Annotated in this window: 22 protein-coding genes; 6 read left to right on the forward strand and 16 right to left on the reverse strand. The window is 72.6% G+C overall.

Going from position 1 to position 26,896, the window contains the following annotated elements; translation table 11 throughout:
• Positions 1-17: 17 nt before the first annotated feature.
• Positions 18-788 carry a 6-phosphogluconolactonase gene (pgl, locus tag JQN83_RS22835; RefSeq protein ID WP_208569198.1) on the forward strand — a complete coding sequence of 257 codons (771 nt, stop codon included), beginning with the start codon at positions 18-20 and terminating at the stop codon, positions 786-788.
• Positions 789-941: 153 nt separating this feature from the next.
• Here pgl and JQN83_RS22840 read toward each other — a convergent pair whose 3' ends face one another.
• From JQN83_RS22840 to JQN83_RS22880, 9 genes are all read right to left on the reverse strand, one after another.
• On the reverse strand, positions 942-1,286 hold the full coding sequence (locus tag JQN83_RS22840) for an RNA polymerase-binding protein RbpA (protein WP_208569199.1): 345 nt from the start codon (positions 1,284-1,286) through the stop codon (positions 942-944).
• Positions 1,287-1,411: 125 nt separating this feature from the next.
• The gene (gene secG, locus JQN83_RS22845) at positions 1,412-1,672 is read right to left on the reverse strand and encodes a preprotein translocase subunit SecG (RefSeq protein ID WP_204959149.1); all 261 of its coding nucleotides are present in this window, start codon (positions 1,670-1,672) and stop codon (positions 1,412-1,414) included.
• 95 nt (positions 1,673-1,767) lie between these two features.
• Complete coding sequence (gene tpiA / locus JQN83_RS22850; RefSeq protein ID WP_208569200.1) at positions 1,768-2,559, reverse strand: triose-phosphate isomerase; 792 nt, start codon at positions 2,557-2,559, stop codon at positions 1,768-1,770.
• Positions 2,559-3,758, reverse strand: coding sequence for a phosphoglycerate kinase (locus tag JQN83_RS22855; RefSeq protein ID WP_208569201.1), 1,200 nt, complete (start codon positions 3,756-3,758; stop codon positions 2,559-2,561). The genes tpiA and JQN83_RS22855 overlap by 1 nt, the downstream gene beginning before the upstream one ends.
• Positions 3,759-3,810: 52 nt before the next feature.
• Positions 3,811-4,815 carry a type I glyceraldehyde-3-phosphate dehydrogenase gene (gene gap, locus JQN83_RS22860; RefSeq protein WP_208569202.1) on the reverse strand — a complete coding sequence of 335 codons (1,005 nt, stop codon included), beginning with the start codon at positions 4,813-4,815 and terminating at the stop codon, positions 3,811-3,813.
• A gap of 338 nt (positions 4,816-5,153) precedes the next feature.
• Positions 5,154-6,134, reverse strand: a complete 981-nt coding sequence (gene whiA / locus JQN83_RS22865; RefSeq protein ID WP_091237335.1) for a DNA-binding protein WhiA — start codon at positions 6,132-6,134, stop codon at positions 5,154-5,156.
• Between the two features lie 54 nt (positions 6,135-6,188).
• Positions 6,189-7,151 (reverse strand): gluconeogenesis factor YvcK family protein, encoded by a 963-nt coding sequence (locus JQN83_RS22870; protein WP_208569203.1) that lies wholly within the window; start codon positions 7,149-7,151, stop codon positions 6,189-6,191.
• Positions 7,148-8,059 carry an RNase adapter RapZ gene (gene rapZ / locus JQN83_RS22875; RefSeq protein WP_208569204.1) on the reverse strand — a complete coding sequence of 304 codons (912 nt, stop codon included), beginning with the start codon at positions 8,057-8,059 and terminating at the stop codon, positions 7,148-7,150. The genes JQN83_RS22870 and rapZ overlap by 4 nt, the downstream gene beginning before the upstream one ends.
• Positions 8,060-8,644: 585 nt before the next feature.
• Positions 8,645-9,148, reverse strand: coding sequence for a hypothetical protein (locus JQN83_RS22880; protein WP_208569205.1), 504 nt, complete (start codon positions 9,146-9,148; stop codon positions 8,645-8,647).
• 362 nt (positions 9,149-9,510) lie between these two features.
• Here JQN83_RS22880 and recQ point away from each other — a divergent pair, with 362 nt between their 5' ends.
• Positions 9,511-11,355: a DNA helicase RecQ gene (gene recQ, locus JQN83_RS22890; protein ID WP_208569206.1), complete on the forward strand. Its 1,845-nt coding sequence runs from the start codon at positions 9,511-9,513 to the stop codon at positions 11,353-11,355.
• A gap of 6 nt (positions 11,356-11,361) precedes the next feature.
• Here the strand turns inward: recQ and uvrC are convergent, their stop codons facing one another.
• Both uvrC and JQN83_RS22900 read right to left on the reverse strand, forming a co-directional pair.
• Entirely contained in the window at positions 11,362-13,311 is a 1,950-nt protein-coding gene (gene uvrC / locus JQN83_RS22895; RefSeq protein WP_208569207.1) for an excinuclease ABC subunit UvrC, read from the reverse strand.
• Positions 13,312-13,321: 10 nt separating this feature from the next.
• Positions 13,322-14,659 carry a jacalin-like lectin gene (locus JQN83_RS22900; protein ID WP_208569208.1) on the reverse strand — a complete coding sequence of 446 codons (1,338 nt, stop codon included), beginning with the start codon at positions 14,657-14,659 and terminating at the stop codon, positions 13,322-13,324.
• A gap of 240 nt (positions 14,660-14,899) precedes the next feature.
• Between JQN83_RS22900 and JQN83_RS22905 the strand changes: the two genes are divergently transcribed.
• Positions 14,900-18,142 carry a penicillin acylase family protein gene (locus JQN83_RS22905; protein ID WP_208569209.1) on the forward strand — a complete coding sequence of 1,081 codons (3,243 nt, stop codon included), beginning with the start codon at positions 14,900-14,902 and terminating at the stop codon, positions 18,140-18,142.
• 47 nt (positions 18,143-18,189) lie between these two features.
• On the opposite strand, the gene JQN83_RS22910 is transcribed toward JQN83_RS22905, so the two are convergent.
• The 3 genes from JQN83_RS22910 to rsgA form a co-directional block, all read right to left on the reverse strand.
• Positions 18,190-18,651, reverse strand: coding sequence for a Rieske (2Fe-2S) protein (locus JQN83_RS22910; RefSeq protein ID WP_208569210.1), 462 nt, complete (start codon positions 18,649-18,651; stop codon positions 18,190-18,192).
• A 279-nt stretch (positions 18,652-18,930) separates the two neighbouring features.
• Entirely contained in the window at positions 18,931-21,876 is a 2,946-nt protein-coding gene (gene uvrA / locus JQN83_RS22915) for an excinuclease ABC subunit UvrA (RefSeq protein ID WP_208569211.1), read from the reverse strand.
• A gap of 333 nt (positions 21,877-22,209) precedes the next feature.
• Positions 22,210-23,289: a ribosome small subunit-dependent GTPase A gene (rsgA, locus tag JQN83_RS22920; RefSeq protein ID WP_208569212.1), complete on the reverse strand. Its 1,080-nt coding sequence runs from the start codon at positions 23,287-23,289 to the stop codon at positions 22,210-22,212.
• Between the two features lie 178 nt (positions 23,290-23,467).
• Here rsgA and JQN83_RS22925 point away from each other — a divergent pair, with 178 nt between their 5' ends.
• Both JQN83_RS22925 and JQN83_RS22930 read left to right on the forward strand, forming a co-directional pair.
• Entirely contained in the window at positions 23,468-24,187 is a 720-nt protein-coding gene (locus tag JQN83_RS22925) for a maleylpyruvate isomerase family mycothiol-dependent enzyme (RefSeq protein ID WP_208569213.1), read from the forward strand.
• Positions 24,188-24,194: 7 nt separating this feature from the next.
• The gene (locus JQN83_RS22930) at positions 24,195-24,848 is read left to right on the forward strand and encodes an MBL fold metallo-hydrolase (RefSeq protein ID WP_208569214.1); all 654 of its coding nucleotides are present in this window, start codon (positions 24,195-24,197) and stop codon (positions 24,846-24,848) included.
• A 68-nt stretch (positions 24,849-24,916) separates the two neighbouring features.
• Here JQN83_RS22930 and JQN83_RS22935 read toward each other — a convergent pair whose 3' ends face one another.
• Complete coding sequence (locus tag JQN83_RS22935) at positions 24,917-25,534, reverse strand: DedA family protein (protein ID WP_208569215.1); 618 nt, start codon at positions 25,532-25,534, stop codon at positions 24,917-24,919.
• 97 nt (positions 25,535-25,631) lie between these two features.
• Positions 25,632-26,291 (reverse strand): class I SAM-dependent methyltransferase, encoded by a 660-nt coding sequence (locus JQN83_RS22940; RefSeq protein ID WP_244253031.1) that lies wholly within the window; start codon positions 26,289-26,291, stop codon positions 25,632-25,634.
• 207 nt (positions 26,292-26,498) lie between these two features.
• Between JQN83_RS22940 and JQN83_RS22945 the strand changes: the two genes are divergently transcribed.
• A complete protein-coding gene (locus JQN83_RS22945; protein WP_091237353.1) occupies positions 26,499-26,702 on the forward strand; it encodes a cold-shock protein in 204 nt (67 codons plus the stop codon).
• Positions 26,703-26,896 lie beyond the last annotated feature (194 nt).

The raw sequence follows: 26,896 nt of genomic DNA on the forward strand, positions 1-26,896 counted from the left end.
AGGAAAAGAAGGCCAAGATGAGTGAGGCGAGTGTCGCGGTCCACGCCGACGCCGACCTGCTGGCGCAGGCGGTGGCGGCCCGGCTGGTGGTGAAGCTGCTCGACGCGCAGGCGGAGCGGGGTGCGGCGTCGATCGTGTTGACGGGCGGGCGGATCGCCGCGGCGGTGCACCGGGCGGTGCTCACCCTGCCCGCCCACGACGCCGTCGACTGGTCCCGGGTGGATGTCTGGTGGGGCGACGAGCGCTTCCTGCCGGCCGGCGACCCGGACCGCAACGAGACGCAGGCCCGGGCCGCGCTGCTGGATCTGGTGCCGCTGGACCCGGCCCGGGTGCACCCGATGCCGGCCACCGACGGCCCCACCGGCGACGACCCGGAGGCCGGTGCCGCCGCGTACGCCGAGGAGTTGGCGCGGGCGGCCCGGCCCGGTCACGCGGCACTGCCGCACTTCGACGTGCTGATGCTGGGCGTCGGCGAGGACGGGCACGTGGCGTCGGTCTTCCCCGAGCACCCGGTGCACCACGACACCCGACCGGTCAGCGCGGTACGGGGCAGCCCGAAGCCGCCGCCGGTGCGGACCACCCTCACCCTGCCGGCGATCAACACGGCCGAGGAGGTCTGGCTGGTCGCCAGTGGGCCCGACAAGGCGCGGTCGGTGGGGATGGCTCTGGCCGGTGCCGGCCCGAAGCAGGTGCCCGCCGCCGGGGTGCAGGGCGTCTCACGTACCCTCTGGCTGCTCGACCGGGCGGCGGCGGCCGACGTGCCGGCCCGGCTGCGCAGCCTGCGCTGAGCCCGGCGGCCCGGCCGCGAGCCGGGTCAGCGCGCCCCCACCGCCGGGGCGGTCACACCCGACCGCAGTGGGCGTCACCGCCGGGCGGTCGCTCCGGTCGAGGTGTCACCGCCGGGGCGGTCACTCCGGGCCGCAGCGTCACCGCCGGGGCGGTCACTCCCGACCGCGTCGGCGGCGCAGCGCGGCCAACGCCTCCGCCAGCAGCGCCTCCCCCTCCTCCGGGGTACGCCGCTCCTTCACGTAGGCCAGGTGGGTCTTGTAGGGCTCGGGACGGGTACGTCCGGGCGGATTCTGGGCGTCCTGGCCGGCGGGCAGGCCGCAGCGCGGACAGTCCCAGACGGCCGGCTCCTCGGCGTCCAACGCCAACCGGATCTCGGTGGCGTGGTCGTTGCGGCACCAGTAGGTGACCGCGCGACGGGGGGCCGGCTCGTAGCGTTCGGTGGGGCGCTCCGGCGCCCCACCGATCCGGGAACCGCGGATGACGTTGCCACTGGGCACACTCGCTCCTGTCGTCGGAGGGGAACCACCGCCTGAGGCGGGCGGTGGGCGACGGTGGCGGAGAAACACAACTGCGCGCGGTCCGTGACGGACCGCGCGCAGATTGTACGACCTGATCGTGTCGCTCAGGACCCGCTGTTGAGCTGGAGCCGGAGCCAGAGGCCGAGCCCGATGATGCAGGCGAACCAGACGATGCTCACCAGGACGGTGTAGCGGTCCAGGTTCTTCTCGGCCACCGACGAGCCGGCCAGGCTGGAGCTGACCCCGCCGCCGAACATGCTCGACAGCCCGCCGCCCTTACCCCGGTGCAGCAGAATGAGCATGGTGAGCAGAACGCTCGTGATGACCAGCAACACGATCAACGTGTATGCGAACCAGATCGGCATGGCTGGGGTCAGTCCTCTCGTTACGATCCTCGCCCGGACAGATCGGGCACGGCGGCACCGACCGGTGGACGGGCGGAGTCAAGAATAGCGAGCGATCAGCGACCCGTGTGCTCCGGGAAGCGGCAGATCTTCGCGAACTCCTCGGCGTCCAGGCTGGCCCCGCCCACGAGCGCCCCGTCCACGTCCGGCTGGGACATGATCGACGCGACGTTGGACGACTTCACCGAGCCGCCGTAGAGGATCCGGACCTGGTCCGCGGTGCCCTGGTCGTAGGTCTCGACCAGCCGCTTGCGGACCTCCCCGCAGACCTCCTGGGCGTCCTCGGGGGTGGCCGTCTTGCCGGTGCCGATCGCCCAGACCGGCTCGTAGGCCACCACGACCTTGGTGACCTGCTCGGCGGTGAGCCCCTTCAGGGCGCCGTCGAGCTGGTCGCAGCAGTGCGGCACGTGCCGCAGCTGCTCGCGGATCTCCAGGCCCTCACCGATGCAGAGGATCGGGGTGAGCCCGTTGGCCAGCGCGGCGGCCACCTTGGCGTTGACGATCGCGTCGTCCTCGTAGTGGTACTGCCGCCGCTCCGAGTGCCCGACCGCCACGTAGGTGCAGCCCAGCTTGGCCAGCATCGCCCCGGAGATGTCCCCGGTGTACGCGCCGGACTGGTACGGCGAGAGGTCCTGCCCGCCGTAGCCGATGAGCAGCTTGTCGCCGTCCACCGCGGTCTGCACGGTGCGCAGGTCGGTGAAGGGCGGCAGGACCACCGTCTCGACGGCGGTGAGCTGCTGCTCGGTGAGGCTCGCGGCCAGCTTCTGCACCAGCAGGTTGGCCTCAAGGTGGTTGAGGTTCATCTTCCAGTTGCCGGCCATCAGCGGCCGGCGGGTGACGCTCGCCATCAGTTCTCCAGGGCCGCGATGCCGGGGAGGGTCTTGCCCTCCAGGTATTCCAGGGAAGCGCCGCCACCCGTGGAGATGTGCCCGAACGACGACTCGTCCAGCCCAAGGGCCCGTACGGCCGCCGCCGAGTCACCGCCACCGACCACGGTGAACGCGTCGGTCTTGGTGATCGCCTCGGCGACACCCCGGGTGCCGTTGGCGAAGGCCGGCATCTCGAACACGCCCATCGGGCCGTTCCAGAAGACCGTCTTGGCCTGCGACAGGGCGGCGGTGAAACCGGCCACCGTCTCCGGGCCGATGTCCAGACCGAGCCGGTGGCTGGGGATGCCGTCGGCCGGCACCGTGTCGTGCGCGGCGTCCGGGGCGAAGGCGTCGGCCGCCACCACGTCGACCGGGAGCAGGATCTTGCCCTCGGCGCGGGCCAGGAGGTTGCCGCAGGTCTCGACCATCTCCTGCTCCAGCAGCGAGGTGCCCACCTCGTGGCCCTGGGCCTTGAGGAAGGTGAAGCACATCCCCCCACCGATGAGCAGCCGGTCGACCTTCGGCAGCAGCGCCTCGATCACGGCCAGCTTGTCGGAGACCTTGGAACCGCCGAGCACCACCACGTACGGGCGCTCCGGCTCGCCGGCCAGCCGGGACAGCACCTCCACCTCACGCAGCACCAGCCGACCCGCGACGTGCGGCAACCGGGCCGGTACGTCGTGGACGCTGGCGTGCTTGCGGTGCACCGCGCCGAACGCGTCGTCCACGTACGCCTCGCCGAAGGCGGCGAGCTGGTCGGCGAAGGCCCCCCGCTCGGTGTCGTCCTTGCTGGTCTCCCCCTTGTTGAAACGGAGGTTCTCCAGCAGGGCCACCTGGCCGTCGGCCAGCGCGTCCACGGTGGTGCGGGCGGACGCGCCGACGGTGTCGGTGGCGAAGTGCACAGGCGCGTCGAGCAGCTCACCGAGCCGCCCGGCGACCGGGCGGAGGCTGTACTGCGGGTCCGGGGCACCCTTCGGGCGACCCAGGTGCGAGCAGACCACGACCTTCGCCCCGGCCTGCACGAGCGCGCCCAGGGTGGGCAGGACGGCCCGGATCCGGCCGTCGTCGGTGATCTCCCCGGTCTGCTTGTCGAGTGGGACGTTCAGGTCGGCGCGCACCAGCACGCGCCGACCTGACACCCCCTCGGCGAGCAGGTCGTCGAGGTTGCGGATGCTCACAGAGCTAACTCTCCGTTCGTGACTGCGGGGCTCGCAAGCTCACTCCTCGCACTCACAGCGAGGAACCCACCAGCTTGACCAGGTCGACGAGCCGGTTGGAGTAGCCCCACTCGTTGTCGTACCAGCCGACGACCTTGACCTGGTTGCCGATGACCTTGGTCAGCGGCGCGTCGAAGATGCACGACGCCGGGTCGGTGACGATGTCGGACGAGACGATCGGGTCCTCGTTGTAGACCAGGATGCCCTTGAGCGGGCCGTCCGCGGCGGCCTTGATCGCGGCGTTGACCTCGTCCACGGTGGTCTCCCGGCCGACCTCGACGGTCAGGTCGGTGGCCGAGCCGGTCGGGATCGGCACCCGCAGCGCGTAACCGTCCAGCTTGCCCTTGAGCACCGGCAGCACCAGCCCGATCGCCTTGGCGGCACCGGTCGAGGTGGGGACGATGTTCAGCGCGGCGGCGCGGGCGCGACGCAGGTCCTTGTGCGGCGCGTCCTGGAGGTTCTGGTCCTGGGTGTACGCGTGGATCGTGGTCATCAGGCCCTTCTCGATGCCGAAGGTGTCCTGGAGGACCTTCGCCATCGGGGCCAGGCAGTTCGTGGTGCACGACGCGTTCGAGATGATGGTGTGCTTGGCCGGGTCGTACTGGTCGTGGTTCACGCCCATGACGACCGTGACGTCCTCGTTCTTCGCCGGGGCGGAGATGATGACCTTCTTGGCCCCACCGTCGATGTGCGCCTTGGCCTTGGTGCCGTCGGTGAAGAAACCGGTGGACTCGATGACGACGTCCGCCCCGGCGTCGCCCCACGCCAGCTTCGACGGGTCCTTCTCGGCGAACGCCTTGATGGTCTTGCCACCGACGGTGATCTCGTCGGCGGTGGCCTTGACCTCGTGCGGCAGACGACCGAGGATGCTGTCGTACTTGAGCAGGTGGGCGAGCGTCGCGTTGTCGGTCAGGTCGTTCACGGCGACGACCTCGATGTCGGCGCCGGACGCCAGCACGGCCCGGAAGAAGTTACGGCCGATGCGGCCGAAGCCGTTGATGCCAACCCGGATGGTCACAGGTCCCATCTCCTCGCGTTCTGGTCCGCCGACGTCAGAACGGGCCGGCGGAGGTGTGTGCGCCGGCCGGTGAGCCGGCCGTTGACGATTCGTCTCGGCCACCCCGCCACGGTCTGGGAGGACCTGACCGCCTGAGGCGGCGTGCACGGCGAGGAGTGCCTGTGCCGGCCCCCTTGCCGTACCTGACGACCCTATCCGAGCGTGCCCCGCCGTGCTGCGGCGGGTGGTGACCCCGTCGGGTCGACGGCACGGCACGCCCCACCCACCCGACCCGGGGCACGTCACGCCCGCCGGCCCGTGCCTCGCACGCGCCCGCGGGATGGCGGCCCACCGTCCTATCAGACCACGAGCATGTCCGGCGTGACTGCCGCTTCGGTATCCGGGATGCCCAGGTCACGGGCCCGCTTGTCGGCCAACGCCAGCAGCCGGCGGATCCGCCCGGCGATCGCGTCCTTGGTCAACGGCGGGTCGGCCAGCGCGCCCAACTCCTCCAGCGACGCCTGCCGGTGCTCCAGCCGCAGCTGACCGGCCGAGGTGAGATGGTTCGGCGCGTCGTCGGCGAGGATCTCCAGTGCCCGGGTGACCCGGGCCGCGGCGGCCACCGCCGCCCGCGCCGAGCGGCGCAGGTTGGCGTCGTCGAAGTTCGCCAACCGGTTGGCCGTGGCCCGCACCTCCCGGCGTACCCGACGCTCCTCCCAGGCCAACACGCTGGAGTGCGCGCCGACCCGGGTGAGTAGCGCGGCGATCGCGTCACCGTCCTTGACCACCACCCGGTCCACCCCGCGCACCTCCCGGTTCTTGGCGGTGATGCCGATCCGGCGGGCCGCCCCCACCAGGGCCAACGCGGACTCCGGCCCCGGACAGGTGATCTCCAACGCACTGGAGCGGCCCGGCTCGGTCAACGAGCCGTGCGCCATGAACGCGCCCCGCCAGGCCGCCACCGCGCAGCAGACGTTCGCCGCCACCACGTGCGGCGGCAGGCCGCGTACGGGCCGGCCCCGGACGTCGAGCAGGCCGGTCTGCCGGGCCAGCGCCTCGCCGTCCTTGACCACCCGGACGATGAAGTGGCTGCCCTTGCGCAGCCCACCGGAGGCGAGCACGTGGATCTCGCTGGGATAGCCGTAGACCTCGGCGATCTCCCGGCGCAGCCGGCGGGCCACCGCCCCGGTGTCCAGCTCCGCCTCCACCACCACCCGACCGGAGACGATGTGCAGCCCACCGGCGAAGCGCAGCAGCGCCGCCATCTCCGCCCGCCGGCAGCAGGGCTTGGGCACGTCGACCCGGCTCAGCTCGTCCTTGACCGCAGCCGTCATCGCCATTGTGCGCCCCCTCACGGACCGGTACCGGCGTGTCGCCGGTGATTACGTACGTGCTTAACGATCGACGCCCAGGACAGGCACCAGTGCGGCAGCCAGGGCGGCCGGATCGTGACGGGGCGTGCCGTCGTCGACGGCGACCGGGGCGAGGACCAACCGGGCACCAAGCGATTCTGCCGCACGCCCGACCGGTTCGGGGTCACCCACCGCCTTGGAGTCGGCCACCACGTAGTCGACGGTGAGCTGCGGAAGGTACCAACGCAGGGCGGCCAGGTGGTCGGCCACCGAGAGACCCAGGGTCTCCTTCTCGGCGGCCAGGTTGAGGGTGACCAGCCGCCGGGCCGGGCTGGCCACGATCGCCTCGGCCAGCCCCGGCACCAGCAGGTGCGGCAGCACGCTGGTGTACCAGCTGCCCGGTCCGAAGATCAACCAGTCGGCGTCGCCGATCGCGGCCACCGCCTCCGCGCAGGCCACCGGGGCGTCCGGGGTGATCCGCAGCGCCTGCACCGTGCCGGTGGTCACCGCCACCTGGTGCTGGCCGCGCACCGTGCGTACCTCGTCGGGGTGGGCCGGGTCGAGGCCACGGACCCGGGCCTCGATGTCCACCGGCTGGGCGGACATCGGCAGCACCCGGCCGACCGCGCCGAGCATCGCGCCGGCGTGCGCCAGCGCGGCGACCGGGTCGCCGAGCTGTTCCATCAGGCCGCAGAGCACCAGGTTGCCCACCGCGTGACCGGCCAGCCCGTCCCGGGTCTCCCCGGCGAACCGGTGCTGGAACAGCCCGGCGCTACGCCGGGTGGCCGGATGGTCCCCGGCCAACGCGACCAGGGCCTGCCGCAGGTCGCCCGGGGGCAGGCCGCCGCGTTCGGCCCGGAGCCGGCCACTGGAACCGCCGTCGTCGCCGACGGTGACCACGGCGGTGATGTCCAGGTCCAACTCCCCGGCGCAGTGCCGCAGCGCCCGCAGCGAGGCGGACAGTCCGTGCCCCCCGCCGAAGGCGACCACCGACCGCACCGTCACTCCCGCCCCAGGTCCCGGTGCTGCGCATTGGCGGCCAGCCCCGACTGTCGCAGCCGCTCGGCCAGTTCCTCGGCGATCGCCACGCTGCGGTGCTTGCCGCCGGTGCAGCCCACGGCCACCGTCAGGTAACGCTTGCCTTCCCGCTCGAAACCGGCGGTGGTGGCGTTGACCAGCTCGGCGTACGAGGCGACGAAGGCGTCCGCGCCCTCCTGACCGAGCACGTACGCGCTGACCGCCGCCTCCCGACCGGTGTGCTCCCGCAGCTCCGGCACCCAGTACGGATTCGGCAGGAACCGGGCGTCGAGCACGAAATCGGCGTCCGGCGGCAGGCCGTACTTGAAGCCGAACGAGAGCACGGTGAGCCGCAACCGCCGGGCGTCCTCCCCGCCGAACAGCTCCTCGACCCGACGGCGGAGCTGGTTGACGTTGAGGTGGCTGGTGTCGATGATCACATCGGCCTGGTCCCGGGCCTCCTCCAGCAGGGCCCGCTCGACGGCGATCCCGTCGGCCAACCGCCCCTCACCCTGCAACGGGTGCGACCGGCGCACGCTCTCGAACCGCCGGATCAGCACCTCGTCGTCGGCGTCGACGAAGACCACCCGGGGCGAGAAGCCACGCTCCTTCAGCTCCCGGATCGCCCCGGCCAGGTCGGTGGAGAACGCCCGCGACCGCACGTCCAGCACCATCGCGGTACGCCGGGCCGCCCCGCCGGCCTTCATCGCCAGCTCGGCCATGTCCAGCATCAGCGCCTGCGGCAGGTTGTCCACCACGTAGTAGCCGACGTTCTCCAGGGCGCGCGCCACCGTGCTGCGGCCACCGCCGGACAGGCCGGTGACCACCACCAGCGTGGTGTCCGACTCCGCCGTGCCGCCCTCGACGTGCCCGCCGGTTGTCCGCGCCTCGCCCATTCCACCACTCCCGGTTCCGTGGCGGCGAGCCCCGATGGGTCCCGTACCGCACAGGGTCAGTCGACGACTCTATCCCGGTGGGCGGCGTCGATCCCGGCACGCCCGACGGCGGGTCGCCCGGTGGCCGGTCGCCCGGTGCGGTGCGGCCAGTGACGGGGGGACCCGGTGCGGGGTGTCCGGCGGGGGCGGCCAGCAGCGGGTGCCGCAGGGCCGTCCGGCGGGTCGCCCCCAGCAGTACGGAGCGCGACCGTGGCGCGGTGCGCTCGCGGCCCGGCGGGGTCAGCCGGGCGGTCGACCGGCGCGGGGTCGGCCCAGCGTTCGACCGGCGGGGTGGCCCCGGCGTCCGACCGGCGCGAGGTCGCCCGGCGGGGTCGGCGCGGCGTCCGACCGGCGCGAGGTCGCCCGGCGGGGTCGGCGCGGCGTCCGACCGGCGCGAGGTCGCCCGGCGGGGTCGGCGCGGCGTCCGACCGGCGAGGTCGCCCGGCGGGGTCGGCGCGGCGTTCGACCGGCACCCGGAGCATTGCCTGGCGCTCGACGGAAGAAGTGTCACCACCTCCGCACCGCGACGGTGGCGGCACGATCGTCCTAGTCGCCGTCCAGTTCGACGGCGGTGCGGGGCGCGGGCTGGCCGGCCTGCGCCCGTAGCGCGCCCTCCCACACCGGGTCCGTGGCCGCCCACTCGGCGACCAGCGCTGCCAGCCGGCGCGCGGGCAGCCCACGCGCGAGTACGGTCAGCTCCGCGACCCGGGGGTCGACCGCCGGGTCCGACTGCGGGGTGGCCGTCGACGACCACGCGAAGCCCTCGGCCAGGGCGGCGGCGGTGAGGGCCACCGCGTGCGCACACAGGTCGGTCTCGGCGGTGCAGTCGGTCTCTGCGGTGCAGTCGCACTCGGCGGTGAAGCCGTCCGCCGTGACCCCCACCCAGACCTCGTACGGCGGCCGACCCACCTCGTGGACCACCCCGGATGCTCCGCCGCCGACCGGGAGGACCTCCGTCGGTTGGCCGGAGGCCGTCAGCCTGTCCGCCGCTGCGCAGACCTCGGCCCCGGCCGCGTCCCGGAGTGCGTCGATATCGATGCGTACCGCCATCCGGCCATCCAACCGCACGGAGGCGGGACCCTCGACAGCAGGTCGGCGACCCCTGCGGGATCGACCGCGCAGGCGGTACCGCAGGCCACCGGGGAACGACCCCGCCGAAGTGGGGCACCGGCCCGCCCGGGCCGTTGGAGTCCCGCACCGCCAACCCATCGGACAACCCGGCCACCCCGACACAGTTCGAGCCGCTCGCGCTGCCCCGGCTGAGAAGGTGCCCGTCCCGCCGGCCGGACCCCCGCCGGCTCCGGCGAGGGCACCGACGGGGACGAGCAGTGCCGCCGGAAGCGGTGCGGGTCGGGGCGGGTCCGGGGGGCGTCGTGGACGGCGGTGTCGGGGCCGGCTCGTAGACTCCCCGGATGGTCTCCCCCACCGAGCTGCGCGCCTCCGACGCCCTCGACGTGCTCCGCCGGGTCTTCGGCTACGACGCCTTCCGGGGCTTCCAGCAGGAGGTCATCGACCACGTGGTGGCCGGTGGGGACGCCCTGGTGCTGATGCCCACCGGTGGCGGCAAGTCGCTGTGCTACCAGGTCCCGGCCCTGGTCCGTGACGGTGTCGCGGTGGTCGTCTCCCCGCTGATCGCCCTCATGCAGGACCAGGTCGACGCGCTGACGGCGGTCGGCGTCCGCGCCGGTTTCCTCAACTCGACGCAGGACTACGCGGCCCGGCGCACGGTCGAGCAGGCATTCGTCGCCGGTGAGCTGGATCTGCTCTACCTCGCCCCGGAGGCGTTGGGCACCCGGGGCGTGCAGCAGCTGCTCGACCGGGGTCGGATCGGCCTGTTCGCCATCGACGAGGCGCACTGCGTGTCCCAGTGGGGGCACGACTTCCGCCCGGACTACCTGGCCCTGTCGATGCTGCACGAGCGGTGGCCGGCGGTGCCCCGGATCGCGCTGACCGCGACCGCCACCAGCGCCACCCGGGCCGAGATCGCCACCCGGCTCCAGCTCACCGAGGCGAAGCACTTCGTGGCGAGCTTCGACCGGCCCAACATCCAGTACCGGATCGTGCCCAAGAAGGAGCCGCGCAAGCAGTTGCTGGCCCTGCTGCGCGACGAGCATCCGGGTGACGCCGGCATCGTCTACTGCCTGTCCCGGGCGTCGGTGGACAAGACGGCCGAGTTCCTGGTCGCCAACGGGGTCGCCGCGCTGCCCTACCACGCCGGCCTGGACTCGGTCACCCGCGCCGCCAACCAACAGCGTTTCCTGCGCGAGGACGGCCTGGTCATGGTCGCCACGATCGCGTTCGGGATGGGCATCGACAAACCGGACGTCCGCTTCGTGGCCCACCTCGACCTGCCGAAGTCGGTCGAGGGCTACTACCAGGAGACCGGGCGGGCCGGCCGGGACGGGTTGCCGTCGACCGCCTGGCTCGCCTACGGCCTCCAGGACGTGGTGCAGCAGCGCAAGATGATCGAGACGTCGGACGGCGACCTGGCGCACCGGCGTAACCTCGCCACCCACCTGGACGCCATGCTGGCGCTCTGCGAGACGGTCCGCTGTCGCCGGGTACAGCTGCTCGAATACTTCGGCCAGCCCGGCACGGCCGACTGCGGCAACTGCGACACCTGCCTGACCCCGCCGGAGACCTGGGACGGCACGGTGGCCGCGCAGAAGCTGCTGTCCACCGTCTACCGGCTCGACCGGGAACGCAACCAGCGCTTCGGTGCCGGGCACTGCGTCGACATTCTGCTCGGCAAGCAGAATGACAAGATCAGCCAGTACGGCCACGACGCGCTGAGCACCTTCGGCATCGGCACCGAGCTGCGCGAGGCGGAGTGGCGCGGGGTGGTGCGGCAACTGCTCGCCGAGGGGCTGTTGGCGGTCGAGGGCGACTACGGCACGCTGGCGCTCACCGAGGCCAGCGCGGACGTGCTGGCCCGCCGCCGCACGGTCACCATGCGCCGGGAGCCGGAGAAGGTGGCCTCGACCCGCTCGGCCAAGCCGCGCGGCGCGGCCACCGTGGTCGCCGAGCTGTCCCCGGCGGCCGGGTCGCTGTTCGAGCGGCTGCGGGCCTGGCGGGGGGCCACCGCGAAGGAACAGGGCGTGCCCGCGTACGTGATCTTCCACGACGCGACGCTGCGGCAGATCGCCACCGACTCCCCCACCTCGCTGGCCGAGCTGTCGAGGATCAGCGGCGTCGGCGAGAACAAGCTCGCCAAGTACGGCGAGTCCATCCTCACCGTCCTCGCCGACCAGCCCTGACCGCCGTCAGTCGGCCGGGGTGGGGGCGGTGGTCTTCGGGTCGTCGTCGAGGGCGGCGAGGATCGCCTCGGCGGTGCGGCGGCCCACCCCGGGCACCTCGACGATCTCCTCCACGGTGGCGGCGGAGAGCCGTTTGAGCGAGCCGAAGTGTTGCAGCAACGCCTTGCGGCGGACCTCACCCAGCCCGGGGACGGTGTCCAGGGCCGATTCGGTCATCCGCTTGGAGCGCCGCTGCCGGTGGAAGGTGATGGCGAACCGGTGCGCCTCGTCCCGGGCGCGTTGCAGCAGGTAGAGCCCTTCGGAGGTGCGCGGCAGGATGACCGGGTAGTCGTCGTCGGGCAGCCAGACCTCCTCCAGCCGCTTGGCCAGCCCGCACAGTGCCACGTCGTCGATGCCCAGCTCGGCCAGCGCCTGGGCGGCCGCCGCCACCTGCGGGGCACCGCCGTCGACCACCACCAGCTGCGGCGGGTACGCGAACTTGCGCGGCCGGCCGGTGGTCGGGTCGATGCCGGGGCGGTCGGGGTCGGACGCGGTCTCCTCGCCCAGCTCGCCGGTCTCGGCGCGGGCGTCGAGGTAGCGGGCGAAGCGCCGACGCAGCACCTCGGACATCGCCGACAGGTCGTCGGTGGCGCCCCGGACGATGAACCGGCGGTACTCGCTCTTGCGGGGCAGCCCGTCCTCGAAGACGACCATGCTGGCCACCACGTCGGTGCCCTGGATCTGGGAGACGTCGAAGCACTCGATGCGCAGCGGCGAGGTGCGCATGCCGAGCGCCTCGCTGATCTCGTCGAGCGCCTTGCCCCGGGTGGTCAGGTCGCCGGCCCGCTTGAGCTTGTGCCGGGCCAGCGCGTCCTTCGCGTTGCGGCCCACCGTCTCCAGCAGGGTCTTCTTGTCGCCCCGCTGGGGCACCCGCAGCGACACCCGGCTGCCCCGGCGGGCGCTGAGCCAGTCGGCGAGTGCGTCGGCGTCACCGGGCAGCTCGGGGACGAGCAACTCCCGGGGGACGTCCGCCTCGCCCTGCTCGCCGCCGTAGACCTGGGTGCAGAAGTGGTGCACCAGGTCGCCGGTGGTCAGCTCCTCGGTCTTTTCCACCACCCAGCCGCGCTGGCCGCGTACCCGGCCGTCGCGGACGTGGAAGACCTGCACGGCGGCTTCGAGGGGGTCGTCGGCGAAGGCGACCACGTCGGCGTCGGTGCCGTCGCCGAGCACCACGGTCTGCTTCTCCATGGCCCGGCGCAGGGCGGCCACGTCGTCGCGCAGCCGGGCCGCCCGCTCGAACTCCAACTGCTCGCTGGCCTCGGTCATCTCGCGTTCGAGGCGACGCACCATGCTGTCGGTGCGGCCGGCCATGAACTCGCAGAAGTTGTCGACGATCGCCCGGTGCGCGTCGGCGGAGACGGTGCCCACGCAGGGCGCGGAGCACTTGCCGATGTAGCCGAGCAGGCAGGGCCGGCCCACCTGCCCGGCCCGCTTGAACACCCCGGCGGAGCAGGTGCGGGCGGGGAAGACCCGCAGCAGCAGGTCGAGCGTCTCGCGGATCGCCCAGGCGTGCGAGTACGGCCCGAAGTACCGCACGCCCTTACGCTTCGCGCCCCGCATGACCTGCAGCCGCGGGTATTCCTCGTCGAGGGTGACCGCCAGGTACGGGTACGACTTGTCGTCGCGGTACCGGACGTTGAACCGGGGGTCGTACTGCTTGATCCAGGTGAACTCCTGCTGGAGCGCGTCGACCTCGGTGGCGACGGTCATCCAGTCGACCGACTCGGCCGTGGTGACCATCTGCCGGGTCCGCTCGTGCAGACCCAGCAGATCGCCGAAGTAGGAGTTGAGTCGGGCGCGCAGGTTCTTCGCCTTGCCGACGTAGATCACCCGGCCGGTGCCGTCGCGGAACCGGTAGACCCCGGGGGACTCGGGGATCGTGCCGGTCGCGGGGCGGTAGGTCGAGGGATCAGCCACGGCACCGAGACTATCCGTTGCCCCCGACACTCCAGATCACGCCGAGCTGGTCGACCTCGGTGCCGCTGCGACCGAAGAATCCGGCCAGCCGACCGCCAGGCGGTGCGGTGAAGGTGACCGCCGCCGAGGTGGGCGTACCGGCGGCCAGGACGCGACCCTGGTCGGTGCTGAGCCGGGCCGAGAAGATCCTGGTCCGGCCGTCCTTCTGCCCCTGGGTCAGGGTGACCTGGGTGATCCGCTCGCCGGGGGCGAGGGTGAGGCCGGTCTCGGTCCCGCCGGTGCCGCCGTGGCGCAGCTGGCCGCCGTCGGCGAGGTCGACACCGACGGCGTCGAGCCGGGAGCCGCCGCGCAGGGTGATCCGGGTGACCGCCGGGCCGACCCGGTCGGCGTCGGTGAACGGGGTGCCGTGCGGGCCGCCCCAGGTGTCGCTGGCCCGCAGCGTCGGGGCGAGGGTCCAGTCGAACCAGGCGGCGTGCGGGTAGTGGTCGGACAGCGGCCCGCCGGTCGGGGTGAGGAACCGGGCGTGCTCGTTGTGGTAGCGGTTCAGGGTGAGATTGACCAGCTTGTTGCCCCGGTAGAGGATCTTGTCGACCACCTCGCAGGAGTCGGTCACGTTGGCCTCGTCGCAGACCAGCGCCGGGTCACCGGCAGCCGGCGGCTGGCCGGTCCGTTCCTGCTGCACCCAGACGTCGGTGAGCCCGTTGGCCGCGACCAGGTCGCGGATGTTGTCACCGGTACGGGTGTAACGGACGTTCAGGTCCCCCATCAGCACCACCGCGTTGCCGGCCGAGTTGGCGGCGACGTAGGCGGAGAGCTGGCTGAGGTTGGACCGGCGGGCGGCCAGGTCGGCGTCGGTGGTGCCGGCGTTGGGGTGGGCGTTGTAGAAGTCGACGTAGACGCCCTCGGCGAGCCGGATGCGGCTGGCGGTGAAGCCCTTCGGGGTGAGGCAGTCGGTGCCGTTGCAGGAGTTCCACTTCACCCGGGCGAAGTCGCTGTACGGGTAGTTCGACAGCGTGTTGAGGCCGCTGCCGAACGGCACGCCCCCGCTGGTCGGGGTGCGGTACGGGTGCTGGTCGGTGGCGTACAGGTCGGCGTGGTAGTTGAAGTCCTCCTGGACGTGCACGATGTCGTACCCGCCGAGCCGTTCGCCGATCGGCCGGGTGTTCGTCGCCGGGTCGCCGCTGGAGATGATGTCCGGCAGGCCGGCGACGTTGTAGGTGAGCACGGAGAACGCCCCCGAGGTGGGCGCGGCGGCGGTGGCGGTGCCCGGGGACGCGGCGGCCGGCGCGGGCGGGGTGAGCACGGCCGCGAGCAGCGTCGCGGCCGCGAGCAGACGGACGACCTTCATCGACGGTCCAATCTGGAGTGGCGGGACCGGCGGGGGACACCGGTCGGGGGTGGGCGAGGGGCGGGCGTCAGCCCGGGTGCCGGATCGAAAGCTATCCACGCGCGCCGACCGGCTCGATACTCCCGGGGAAAGATCCGGCAGCCGCTCGATGGACGTCTTCCGATATCGACGAGCGGAGATTACCATCCGGTAACCGAATGTTATTCACGTAAAGATCCCCATCCTCATCGGAGGATCACCATGCCCCGTCCCCCCACCGTCCGCCGCCTGCTCGCCGGACTGACCGCCGGCATCAGCGTCGCCGCCCTGCTCACCGCGACCCCCGCCGCCCCGGCCGAGGCCGCCGCGCCACGTGCCGCGTTCAGCCCCGAGGACTACTGCCTCGGCGAGTGCGGCGACATCCTGCCACCCGGCCAGAACGGCAACGCCACCCTCGTCGAGGTGCTGGGCAACCAGACCCTCGGCACCCTGCCCCGGCACTCCGCCGACCAGCTCGACCGCTACGCCGACCTGGTCTACGGCTACGCCGGGCTACGCGAGGAACAGATCGGCTCGTTCTTCAACGACGCCTCCTTCGGAGTGCCGCAGGGGCAGGTCGAACGCGACTACTCGCCCCGCTCCGACGTGCGCATCCTGCGGGACAAGGCCACCGGCGTCCCGCACGTCACCGGCACCACCCGGGGCGGCACCATGTACGGCGCGGGCTACGCCGGGGCCGAGGACCGACTGTTCACCATGGACCTGCTGCGGCACGTCGGCCGGGGCACCCTCACCTCGTTCGCCGGGGGCGCCCCCGGCAACCGGGCCCTGGAGCAGAGCGTCTGGCGCAACTCGCCGTACACCGAGGCGGACCTCCAGGCGCAGGTCGAGGCGCTGCGCACGAAGGGTCCGCGCGGCCAGCAGCTCTACGCCGACGTGCAGGAGTACATCGCCGGCATCAACGCCTACATCGGCGTCTGCATGGGTGCCCGCAACTGCCCCGGCGAGTACGTGCTCACCGGCCACCTGGACGCGGTCACCAACGCCGGTGGCCCGGAGCCGTTCCAGCTCACCGACCTGATCGCCATCGCCGGTGTGGTGGGCGGCCTCTTCGGCGGCGGGGGCGGCACCGAGATGCAGTCCGCGCTGGTCCGCATCGCCGCCCGCGCCAAGTACGGCGCCACCGAGGGCGACCGGGTGTGGACGGCGTTCCGCAACCAGAACGACCCGGAGACCGTGCTGACCCTGCACGACGGGCAGAGCTTCCCGTACGGCGACGCCTCCCCGGACGCGGCGAGCGTGGCACTGCCCGACGCCGGCTCGGCCCGGGTCGAGCCGATCTTCACCGACCCGACCGGCTCCGCCGGCAGCACCGCCGCCCCGGCCCGTACCACCGGCACCAGCGCGTCCGGTGAGCTGGCCGCCGCCCTGTCCGGGCTGACCATCAGCCCGGCGCACCGGGGCATGTCCAACGCGGCGGTGGTCTCGGCCGCGAACTCGGCCACCGGACACCCGGTCGCGGTCTTCGGCCCGCAGACCGGCTACTTCTCCCCGCAACTGCTGATGGTGCAGGAGTTGCAGGGCCCGGGGATCAGTGCCCGGGGCGCGGCGTTCGCCGGTCTCAACCTCTACGTGCTGCTCGGCCGGGGGCAGGACTACGCGTGGAGCGCCACCTCGTCGATCCACGACATCACCGACAGCTACGCGGTGCCGCTGTGCACCACCGACGGCAGCGCCCCCACCCTCGCCGCCGACCACTACCTCTACCGGGGGCAGTGCGTGGCGATGGAACAGCTCGCGCACGTCAACAAGTGGACGCCGACCCTCGCCGACGGCACCGCCAAGGGGTCGTACAAGCTGGTGGCCTGGCGGACGAAGCTCGGCCTGGTGTCCTGGCGGGGCACGGTGGGCGGCAAACCGCACGCGTTCACCCAGCTACGCTCCACCTACCGGCACGAGGCCGACTCGGCGATCGGCTTCCAGATGTTCAACGACCCGGCCCAGATGGGCTCGGCGGACGCCTTCGTCGCCTCGGCCAACAACGTCGAGTACGCGTTCAACTGGTTCTACGTCAACTCCACCGAGTCGGCGTACTTCAACTCCGGGCTGAACCCGGTGCGGGCCGCCGGGTCCAACCCGAACCTGCCGATGAAGGCCGAGCCGGCCTACGAGTGGCAGGGCTTCGACCCGGCGACGAACACCGCCAACTACGCCCCGCTGGCCGCCCATCCCCGGTCGGTCAACCAGGACTACTACGTCAGCTGGAACAACAAGCAGGCCAAGGACTTCGGCGGCGCGGACGGCAACTACAGCTTCGGCGCGGTGCACCGGGCCGACCTGCTGGACCGCCCGCTCAAGGCGGGCCTTGCGGCCGGCCGGAAGTTCGACCGGGGCTCGCTGACCGCACTGGTCGAGCAGGCCGGCGTGACCGACCTGCGCGGGGCCGAGGTACTCGACGAGCTGATCCGGGTGCTGGAGAGCCAGCCCGTCGCCGACGCCGCGCTGGCCACCGAGATCAGCCGGCTCAAGGCGTGGCGGCAGGACGGCGCGCTGCGGGTGGAGACCGCGAAGGGGTCGAAGGTCTACCGGCACGCCGACGCGATCCGCACCTTCGACGCCTGGTGGCCGCTGCTGGTCCGGGGGATGTTCCGCGACCAGCTCGGCCCGGACCTCTACCAGTCGTTGATCAACGCGATCCAGATCAACGAGTCCCCCTCCGGGTACCAGCAGGGCGACAAGTCCAACCTGCCGACCTCGGCCAACGAGGCCCAGTCGCACAAGGGCTCGTCCTTCCAGTACGGCTGGTGGGGCTACGTCGACAAGGACCTACGCGCGGTGCTCGGCGACCCGGTGCGCGGCGGGCTGGGTCGGGGCTACTGCGGGGCCGGGAACCTGGCCGGCTGCCGGCAGGTGCTGCTGGACACGCTACGCACGGCGGCGGCCACCCCGGCCGCCCAGACCTATCCCGGCGACGCGAGCTGCGCCGCCGGTGACCAGTGGTGCGCGGACGCGATCATCCAGTCGCCGCTGGGCGGGATCAAGCACGCCACCATCGCCTGGCAGAACCGGCCCACCTTCCAGCAGGTGGTGTCGTTCCCGTCCCGCCGGGGCGACGACCTGACCAACCTGGCCGCCGGCCGGCCGGTCAGCGCGTCCGGCAGTGAGCTGTTCTTCGGGGCGGCCAAGGCCGTCGACTCCGACCTCGGCACCCGCTGGGCGAGCAGCTGGGCCGACGACCAGTGGCTGACCGTGGACCTCGGGTCGGCCCGCCAGGTGGGTCGGGTGACGCTGGCCTGGGAGTCGGCGTACGCCCGGTCGTACCGGATCGAGGTGTCCAACGACGGGTCGACCTGGCGTACGGTCTGGTCGACCACGGCCGGTGACGGCGGCACCGACGTGGCGGCCTTCCCCACGACGAGCGCCCGCTACGTCCGGATGCACGGGGTGACCCGGGCCACCACGTACGGCTACTCGATCTGGGAGATGGCGGTCTACCCGCAGTGAACCCGACCGGCCGGCCCGGAGGACGTCCTCCGGGCCGGCCGGTGCGGTCAGGCCAACGAGATCTGGTCGCCGTCGATCTTGAGTTCCTTGGCGGTCAGCGGTTTCGTCGCCGGCCCCTCCTTGACCGCGCCGTCGGTGATGGCGAACTTGCTGTTGTGGCAGGTGCAGTTGATCGTCCCGCCGTCGACGTTCGACACCGGGCAGCCCTGGTGGGTGCAGATCGGGTCGAACCCCTTGAACTGCCCCTCCGTCGGCTGGGTGATCACCACGCCCTGCGCGGCGTAGACCTGGCCGCCGCCGACCGGGATGTCGGCGGTCTTGGCGATCGCGGCGGCACCGGACCCGCCGGAGGTCGCGGCCGGCCCGCCGGTGGCCGGGGTGGCCGGTTCGTCACCGGAGTCGTCGCCGCAGGCGGTCAGGAGAACCGAGGCCCCCACCGCACCGGCCCCGGCCAGCAGGGCACGTCGGGTCTGCGTACCGGGCCCGGTCAGCACCTGATCGTCGTTCATCTCCGGCCTTTCTCTCGACTGCCGCCGCAGGTCGTCGACCATCGCGGCCTCACTGGAGCACACGCACCACTGTGCCCGACGGTTCACCCCGGCCGCCGGGGAACACCCTGCGGAGCGGGCCGACGCGCCATCGACCGCGCCCAACGGCATGCCGCCGGCCGGTGCAACGCATGCGACGTCCCGCTCCGGCCACGGATCACGCTGCCCGCGCCGACGGCGACGCCCGGCGCGGGCAGGCCGGCCGGGCGTCGTGGGCGGGCCGGGTGGCGACCCGCCGGGTCAGCGGGCTGCGGCGGGCACCTTGCGGGTACGCGCCTTCGGCGTCGCGCCGTTGGCCCGGGACGCCCGGGTCACCGCCGCCTTCGCCCCCCGGGCCTCCCCGTCGAGCTTGAGCACCGAGCGCAGGAACTGGCCGGTGTGGCTCTCGGCGACCTCGGCGACCTCCTCCGGGGTGCCGGTGGCGAGCACCGTGCCGCCCCGGTGACCGCCCTCGGGGCCCATGTCGATCAGCCAGTCGGCCGTCTTGATCACGTCGAGGTTGTGCTCGATGGTGATCACCGTGTTGCCCTTGTCGACCAGGCCCTCCAGCACCATCAGCAGCTTGCGGATGTCCTCGAAGTGCAGGCCGGTGGTGGGCTCGTCGAGCACGTAGACCGTGCGACCGGTGGAGCGCTTCTGCAACTCGGAGGCCAGCTTGACCCGCTGCGCCTCACCGCCGGACAGCGTCGGCGCGGGCTGACCCAGCCGGACGTAACCCAGACCCACGTCGTTGAGCGTGCGCAGGTGCCGGTGGATGGCGGGGATGGCGGAGAAGAACTCGGCCGCCTCCTCGATCGGCATCTCCAGCACGTCGGAGACGGTCTTGCCCTTGTAGTGCACCTCCAGGGTCTCCCGGTTGTAGCGGGCACCCTTGCACACCTCGCACGGGACGTAGACGTCCGGCAGGAAGTTCATCTCGATCTTGATGGTGCCGTCGCCGGAGCACGCCTCGCAGCGGCCACCCTTGACGTTGAACGAGAACCGGCCGGGGCCGTACCCCCGGACCTTGGCCTCGGTGGTCTCGGCGAACAGCTTGCGGACGTGGTCCCAGACCCCGGTGTAGGTCGCCGGGTTGGAGCGCGGGGTACGGCCGATCGGCGACTGGTCGACGCCGACCACCTTGTCGACGTGCTCCAGCCCGGAGACCCTGGTGTGCCGGCCCGGCACCAGCCGCGCGCCGTTGATCTGGTTGGCCAGCACCGCATAGAGAATGTCGTTGACCAGCGTCGACTTGCCCGAGCCGGAGACCCCGGTGACCGCGATGAGCTGCCCCAGCGGGAACGGCACGGTCAGGTTGCGCAGGTTGTGCTCGCGCGCCCCGTGCACCACCAGCTCCCGCTCCGGCGTCTGCGGTCGACGCTGCTGCGGTGTCGGGATCTCCCGCCGGCCCGACAGGTACGCCCCGGTCACCGACTCGGGATTGTCCAGCAGCTCCGGCACCGAGCCGCTGTGCACGATCCGGCCGCCGTGCTCCCCCGCGCCGGGCCCGATGTCGACGATCCAGTCGGCCACCCGGATGGTGTCCTCGTCGTGCTCGACCACGATCAGCGTGTTGCCCAGGCCACGCAGCCGCAGCAGGGTCTCGATCAGCCGGTGGTTGTCCCGCTGGTGCAGTCCGATCGACGGCTCGTCGAGCACGTAGAGCACGCCGACCAGGCCGGACCCGATCTGGGTGGCGAGCCGGATGCGCTGCGCCTCGCCACCGGACAGGGTGCCGGCCGCCCGGTCCAGCGAGAGGTAGTCCAGGCCGACGTCGAGCAGGAACCGCAGCCGGGCGTTGATCTCCTTGAGCACCCGCTCGGCGATCATCTTCTGCCGGTCGGTCAGTGCGATGCCGGCGAGCAGCTCGGCGGCCTCACCCACCGACAGGTTGCACACCTCGGCGATGCTCTTGCCGGCGATGGTGACCGCCAGCACCTCGGGCTTGAGCCGGGTGCCGCCGCAGGCCGCGCAGGGCACGTCGCGCATGTAGCCCTCGTACTTGTCCCGCGACCACTCGCTCTCGGTGTCGGTGTGCCGCCGCTCGATCCACTGCACCACGCCCTCGAAGCCGGTGTAGTAGGACCGCTCCCGACCGAACTTGTTGCGGTAGCGCACGTGCACCTGGTCGTCGGAGCCGTGCAGGATGATCTTTTGCGCCCGCGCCGGCAGCGCCCGCCACGGGGTGTCCACGTCGAAGTGCTGGCTCTCGCCGAGCGCCTCCAGCAGGCGCAGGAAGTACTCCAGGTTGTGCCCGGTCGCCCAGGGTTGCAACGCGCCCTCGCGCAGGGTGCGCTCCGGGTCGGGGACGACCAGCTCCGGGTCGACCTCCTTCTTGGTGCCCAGGCCGGTGCACTCCGGGCAGGCCCCGTAGGGCGCGTTGAACGAGAAGACCCGGGGTTCCAGGTCCTCGATCGCCAACGGGTGGTCGTTGGGGCAGGCCAGGTGCTCGGAGTAGCGACGTTCCCGGGCCGGGTCGTCCTCGGCCAGGTCGACGAAGTCGAGCAGCACCAGGCCGTCGGAGAGGCCGAGCGCGGCCTCCACCGAGTCGGTCAGCCGCTGCTTGGCGCCCGCCTTGACGCTGAGCCGGTCGATCACCACCTCGATGGTGTGCTTCTCCTGCTTCTTGAGCTTGGGCGGCTCGGTCAGCGGGTGCACCACCCCGTCGACCCGGGCCCGGGCGTAACCCTTGGCCTGGAGTTCGGCGAAGAGGTCGACGTACTCGCCCTTGCGGCCCCGGACCACCGGGGCGAGCACCATGAACCTGGTCCCCTCGGCCATCGTCAACACCCGGTCGACGATCTGCTGGGGGCTCTGCCGGGAGATCCGCTCGCCGCAGACCGGACAGTGCGGCTCACCGATGCGGGCGAAGAGCAGCCGCAGGTAGTCGTAGACCTCGGTGATGGTGCCGACGGTGGAGCGCGGGTTGCGCGAGGTGGACTTCTGGTCGATGGAGACGGCCGGGCTCAGCCCCTCGATGAAGTCGACGTCGGGCTTGTCCATCTGGCCGAGGAACTGCCGCGCGTACGACGACAACGACTCGACGTAGCGGCGCTGCCCCTCGGCGAAGATGGTATCGAAGGCCAGGCTCGACTTGCCGGAGCCGGACAGCCCGGTGAAGACGATCAGCGCGTCCCGGGGCAGGTCGAGACTGACGTCACGCAGGTTGTGCTCGCGCGCGCCACGGATGATCAGACGGTCGGCCACGGTGCGGGTGCTCCCGAAAGAAGAATGTGAGGCGGATCTGTCCGCTACGAAGGTGATCTGAGCGGTTTGCGGAGTGAGTTGAGCAGTTTCACGGGCGCGGAAGGAACGCCCCGGCAACTTTAGCCCCGGGGTACGACAACTTCGTGCACGCCCACATTCCCCCAGCTCACACCGGTCAGGTCAGCCCACCGCCCGGCCCGCGCCACAGCTCGGACCGGCACCACGGCGGCACACCGACCCACCGCCCGACCCGCGCCACAGCTCGGACCGGCACCACGGCGGCACACCGACCCGGTCCCCGGCCCGACCGCTGTCGGCCGGGTCGGGCACCGGTCAGAAACCGCCCGGCAGCGGTGGCGTGGTCGGCCGGGCCGGCCGGCGTCGACCCCCTCGCCAACCGCCCCGCCGCTCGGCGGCCAGCCGGCTCTGCCGACGGCCACCCTCGTAGGCCACCTCCCGCTGGAGCCGACGCCAGCTCTCCCAGCGCCGGGGCGACAGTTCCCCGTTCTCCAACGCCTCCCGCACCGCGCAGGCCGGCTCGGCGGTGTGCCCGCAGTCGGCGTACCGGCAGCCGGTGGCCAGCTCGGCGATGTCGGTGAACGCCCGGTCCAGGCCGGCGTGCCCGTCGAGCAGGCCGACCGCCCGGACCCCGGGGGTGTCCAGCACCGCCCCGCCACCGGGCACCGGGACCAGCGCCCGCCAGGTGGTGGTGTGCCGACCCTTGCCGTCGACGCGTCGGATCGCCTGGGTCGGCATGACGTCCGCCCCGACCAGGGCGTTGACCAGGCTGGACTTGCCCGCTCCGGACGGGCCGAGCAGGGCCAGCGTGCGACCCGGGGCGACCAGCGGACGCAGCGGTGCCAGGCCGGTACCCTGCTCGGCGCTGACCGGCAGCACCGGCACCCCGGGGGCCACCGCGGCGAGTTGCCGGGCCACCGCCTGCGGGTCGGCGGCCAGGTCGACCTTGGTGAGCACCACCAGCGGGGTGGCCCCCGACTCGTGGGCCAGCGCGAGCAGCCGTTCGATCCGGGCGACGTCCGGCTCCGGGTGCACCGGCTCGACCACCGCCGCGGCGTCGAGGTTGGCGGCGAGCACCTGGCCGCTGGCGTCCTTGCCGGCGGTCCGGCGGATCAGCGCGGTCCGTCGGGGCAGCACCGCGTCGACGGTCACCGGGCCGTCCGGCCAGCGGGCCAGCAGTACCCAGTCACCGGCGCACGGCAACGCGGTCAGGTCACGGGCGGCGGCGGCCAGCACCGCCGGGCCCAGACTGGCCCGGACCGGTCCGTCTGCGGCGAGCACGGTGCACACCCCCCGGTCGACCCGGGCCACCCGGCCGGGCCGGCGGTCCGGCCGCCGTCGCGCGTACGCCGCCCGCTCGGCGTCCAGGCCGAGAGCGGTCAGATCGATGGTCATGTCATCCTCACCGGGGTCGGAACTGGTCGTGGCCGAACACGCGTCCTGCTACCGGCATGATCACCACCCCCGCCCGTCGTCCCGGTACCGCGTCGTAGCCGACGGTAGGCGTCGCACCGACGCGCCGAAAGCGAATTCCCCGGCGGCGCAACGCTCCCCGGACCGTTAGGGTCGTGGCGTGACCACGGATCCACTGATGTTCACCGGTCCGGTGACCGATGCCGCCGCCCGCCTGCTGGACACCACGGCCGGGCTCGACGCGGCGGCCGTCGCGGCGGCCAGCCTGCTGCCCGGCTGGACCCGGGGCCACGTGCTGACCCACCTGGCCCGCAACGCCGACGGGTTCGTCAACCTGCTCACCTCCGCCCGAACCGGGCAGGACATCCCGATGTACGCCAGCGACGCCGCGCGGGACGCCGACATCGCCGCCGGCGCCGACCGTCCGCCCGCCGAATTGCTGGCCGACCTGCGTCGCAGCACCGACCGGTTCGCCGAGGCGGTGGCCGCGATGCCGGCGCACGCGTGGCAGGGCACCGTGCAGACCCGACGCGGCCCGTGGCCGGTCGCCCTGGTGCTCTGGGGCCGGTGGCGCGAGCTGGAGGTGCACCACGTCGACCTGGGCACCGGCTACCGGCCGGCGGACTGGCCGGCCGCGTTCGCCCAGCACCTGCTGCACGAGGTGGCCGGCGGGCTCGCCGAGCGGCCGGACGCCCCGGCGCTGGTGCTACGGCCCGCCGACGGTAACCGGCCGGAGCTGGTGGTGGGCGACCCGCAGGACGCCCCGCGGGTCGCCGGCCCCGCCGCCGAACTGGTCGCCTGGTTGATCGGCCGCAGCAGCGGCGACGTGTTGACCGTCACCCCGGACGGTCCCCTCCCGACCCCACCCGAATGGATATAGACCGCCCATGAGCTACACCGGAGACGTCACCCACGGCGGCCCGCCCGCCGTCCGGGAACTGGACCGACTCACCGTCAGCAAGCTGTCGGTCGGCCCGATGGACAACAACGCCTACCTGCTGCGCTGCCGCGACAGCGGGGCGCAGGTCCTGATCGACGCCGCGAACGAGGCACCACGGCTACTCGACCTGATCGGCGACGCCGGCCTGACCTCGGTGGTCACCACCCACCGGCACATGGACCACTGGGTGGCGTTGGAGGAGGTCGTCGCCACCACCGGCGCCCAGGCCCTGGTGCACGCCGACGACGCCGAGGGGCTGCCGATCGCGGCGCAGGCCCTGACCGACGGCGACACCGTGACGGTGGGCGAGCAGACGTTGGAGGTGATCCACGTCAAGGGGCACACCCCGGGGTCGATCGCGCTGCTCTACCGCGACCCGGCCGGCACCCCGCACCTTTTCACCGGGGATTCGCTGTTCCCCGGCGGGGTCGGCAACACCGACCGGGACCCGCAGCGGTTCGGCCAGCTCATCGACGACGTCGAGCACAAGCTGTTCGACCGGCTGCCCGACGACACCTGGTTCTATCCGGGGCACGGTGCCGACAGCACCCTCGGCGCGGAGCGGGCGTCGCTGCCGCAGTGGCGGGCGCGCGGCTGGTGACCCGGGCCCCCGGTGGCGGGCTCACACCCGGTGACCGGGGCGAACGCCGGTCACCGGGGCGCCCTCGGTCAGCCGGCCTGACCGAGGGCGGTCACCGTCCGTAGCCGACGTCGGGTGCCCAGCAGCACCAGACCGGCCAGCACCAGACCAACCCCCATGGTGACCAGCAGCGGATCGCCGGGCAGCAGCCCGGCCAGGGCCCGTGACGCCACCCCCAGCGCCAGATAGAGACCGGCCCACGCCGCCGCGCCGAGCGCGGCACACGTGACGAACCGGCGGTACGACATCCGCAGGCCCCCGGCGGCCAGCGGCAGCAGCGTGTTGAACACCGGCAGGAAGGGCGCGACAAGCACCATCCGCCCGCCACCGGAGCGCAGCAGTTGCTCGGCGGCAGACCAGCGCCCCTCGCCGATCCAGCCACCGACCCGGCTGTGCCGCAGCCGCTCCCCGTAGATCCGCCCGGCGAGGAAGCTCAGCGACCACCCGGCGAGGCAGCCGACGACCACCGCCACCATGGTCGCGACGCCGGCGAGGGGCCGACCCACCCCCACCGCCGCGAGGATCGCCACGTCGCCGGGGACGAGCACACCGAGCAGCGGTACGGCGTCGGCGAGCATCACCAGCCCGAGCGCCGCCATCAGCAGAGCGGTGGGCAGGTCACCGAGTCGGGCCAGTTCGTCGAGCACGAGCCGACGCTACGGCCCGGGGGTGCTCCGGCGCATCGGGTCGCGACCCTGATCACTCCCCGAATTTTCTCGGGGTGACCCGGTTGGCCTGCGGGGTTCACCGGGGACGCAGCACCTGCACCCGGCGGACCGGGGAGTCGACGGACGGCTCGGTGGTGGGCACCGGATAGCTGGCCACCACCTCCAGCACGTCCCACGGCAGGTGGCCCCGGTCCGGGTCACCGACCAGCACCTGCGTCCCACCCTGGGCGGCCCGTCGCAGGTAGGGCAGCACCCGGTCGGCCAGTTCCCCGTCGTAGAGGACGTCCCCGGCGACCAGCAGCTCGGCCTGGGTGCCGTCGTCGTCGAGCAGGTCACCGGAACGGGCCTGCACCCGTACCCGGTTGGCCCGCGCGTTGACGGTCACCGCCGCCACCGCGTACGGGTCCACGTCGTTGGCGACCACCTGGGTGGCACCGCCGAGCGCGGCGGCGATGGCGACCAGTCCGGAGCCGGCGGCCAGGTCGAGCACCCGGCGACCGGCGACCAGGTCGGGGTGGTCGAGCAGGTGACGGGCGAGCGCCTGACCACCGGCCCAGGCCGAGGCCCAGAACGGTGGCGGCAGGGCACGGCCGGCCGCCGCCTCCATTCGTGCCCACCAGACGATCGCGTCCTCGGCGAGGTGCAGTCGCACCTCGGGCACGAACGGCGTCGGCACCAGCCGGAGCCGGTCCAGCCCGTCCCCCGGTGCGTCGATCTCCCGCTCCAGCTCGGCCAACGCGGCGGTGCTCGGTCCGTTCACCGGTCGAGTGTCCCGGACCGGACCGCCCGAAGGGTGGTATTCCGGGCTGACCCGCGAGTTTCCCCGCAACTTCCTGCGGCACTTCAGCCGGCAAAAACCGGATCGGCCGGTTACTGTCGGGGCAGTACAGGGCGATCATCCGCCGCAGCGGCGGGATCACCCGTTGTAAACAGGGAGAGATGCATGGCAACCGGCACGGTCAAGTGGTTCAACTCGGAAAAGGGCTTCGGCTTCATCGAGCAGGACGGCGGCGGCCCCGACGTCTTCGTCCACTACTCGGCGATCGCCAGTAGCGGATACCGGGAACTGCAGGAGGCCCAGAAGGTCGAGTTCGATGTGACCCAGGGGCAGAAGGGCCCGCAGGCGGAGAACGTCCGCCCGCTGTAGGTCCGTGCCGGTGGCGGCGGCTTCGGCCGCCGCCACCGAGCGCTCTCAACCGGTCACGGTCTCCTGTCGTTTCCCCGTGACTGCTCTTCCGCAGCTCGTGGCCGCAGGCCGCCTGCGGTCTCCAGGGTCGCCCTCCGCGCCCCCGCCCGACCACGGTCGCGCCGCCTGGGTAGCGGTACGGCAGCCGGGTCGTG

Source organism: Micromonospora antibiotica, from assembly GCF_017599305.1.
Taxonomy (GTDB): Bacteria; Actinomycetota; Actinomycetes; order Mycobacteriales; family Micromonosporaceae; genus Micromonospora; species Micromonospora antibiotica.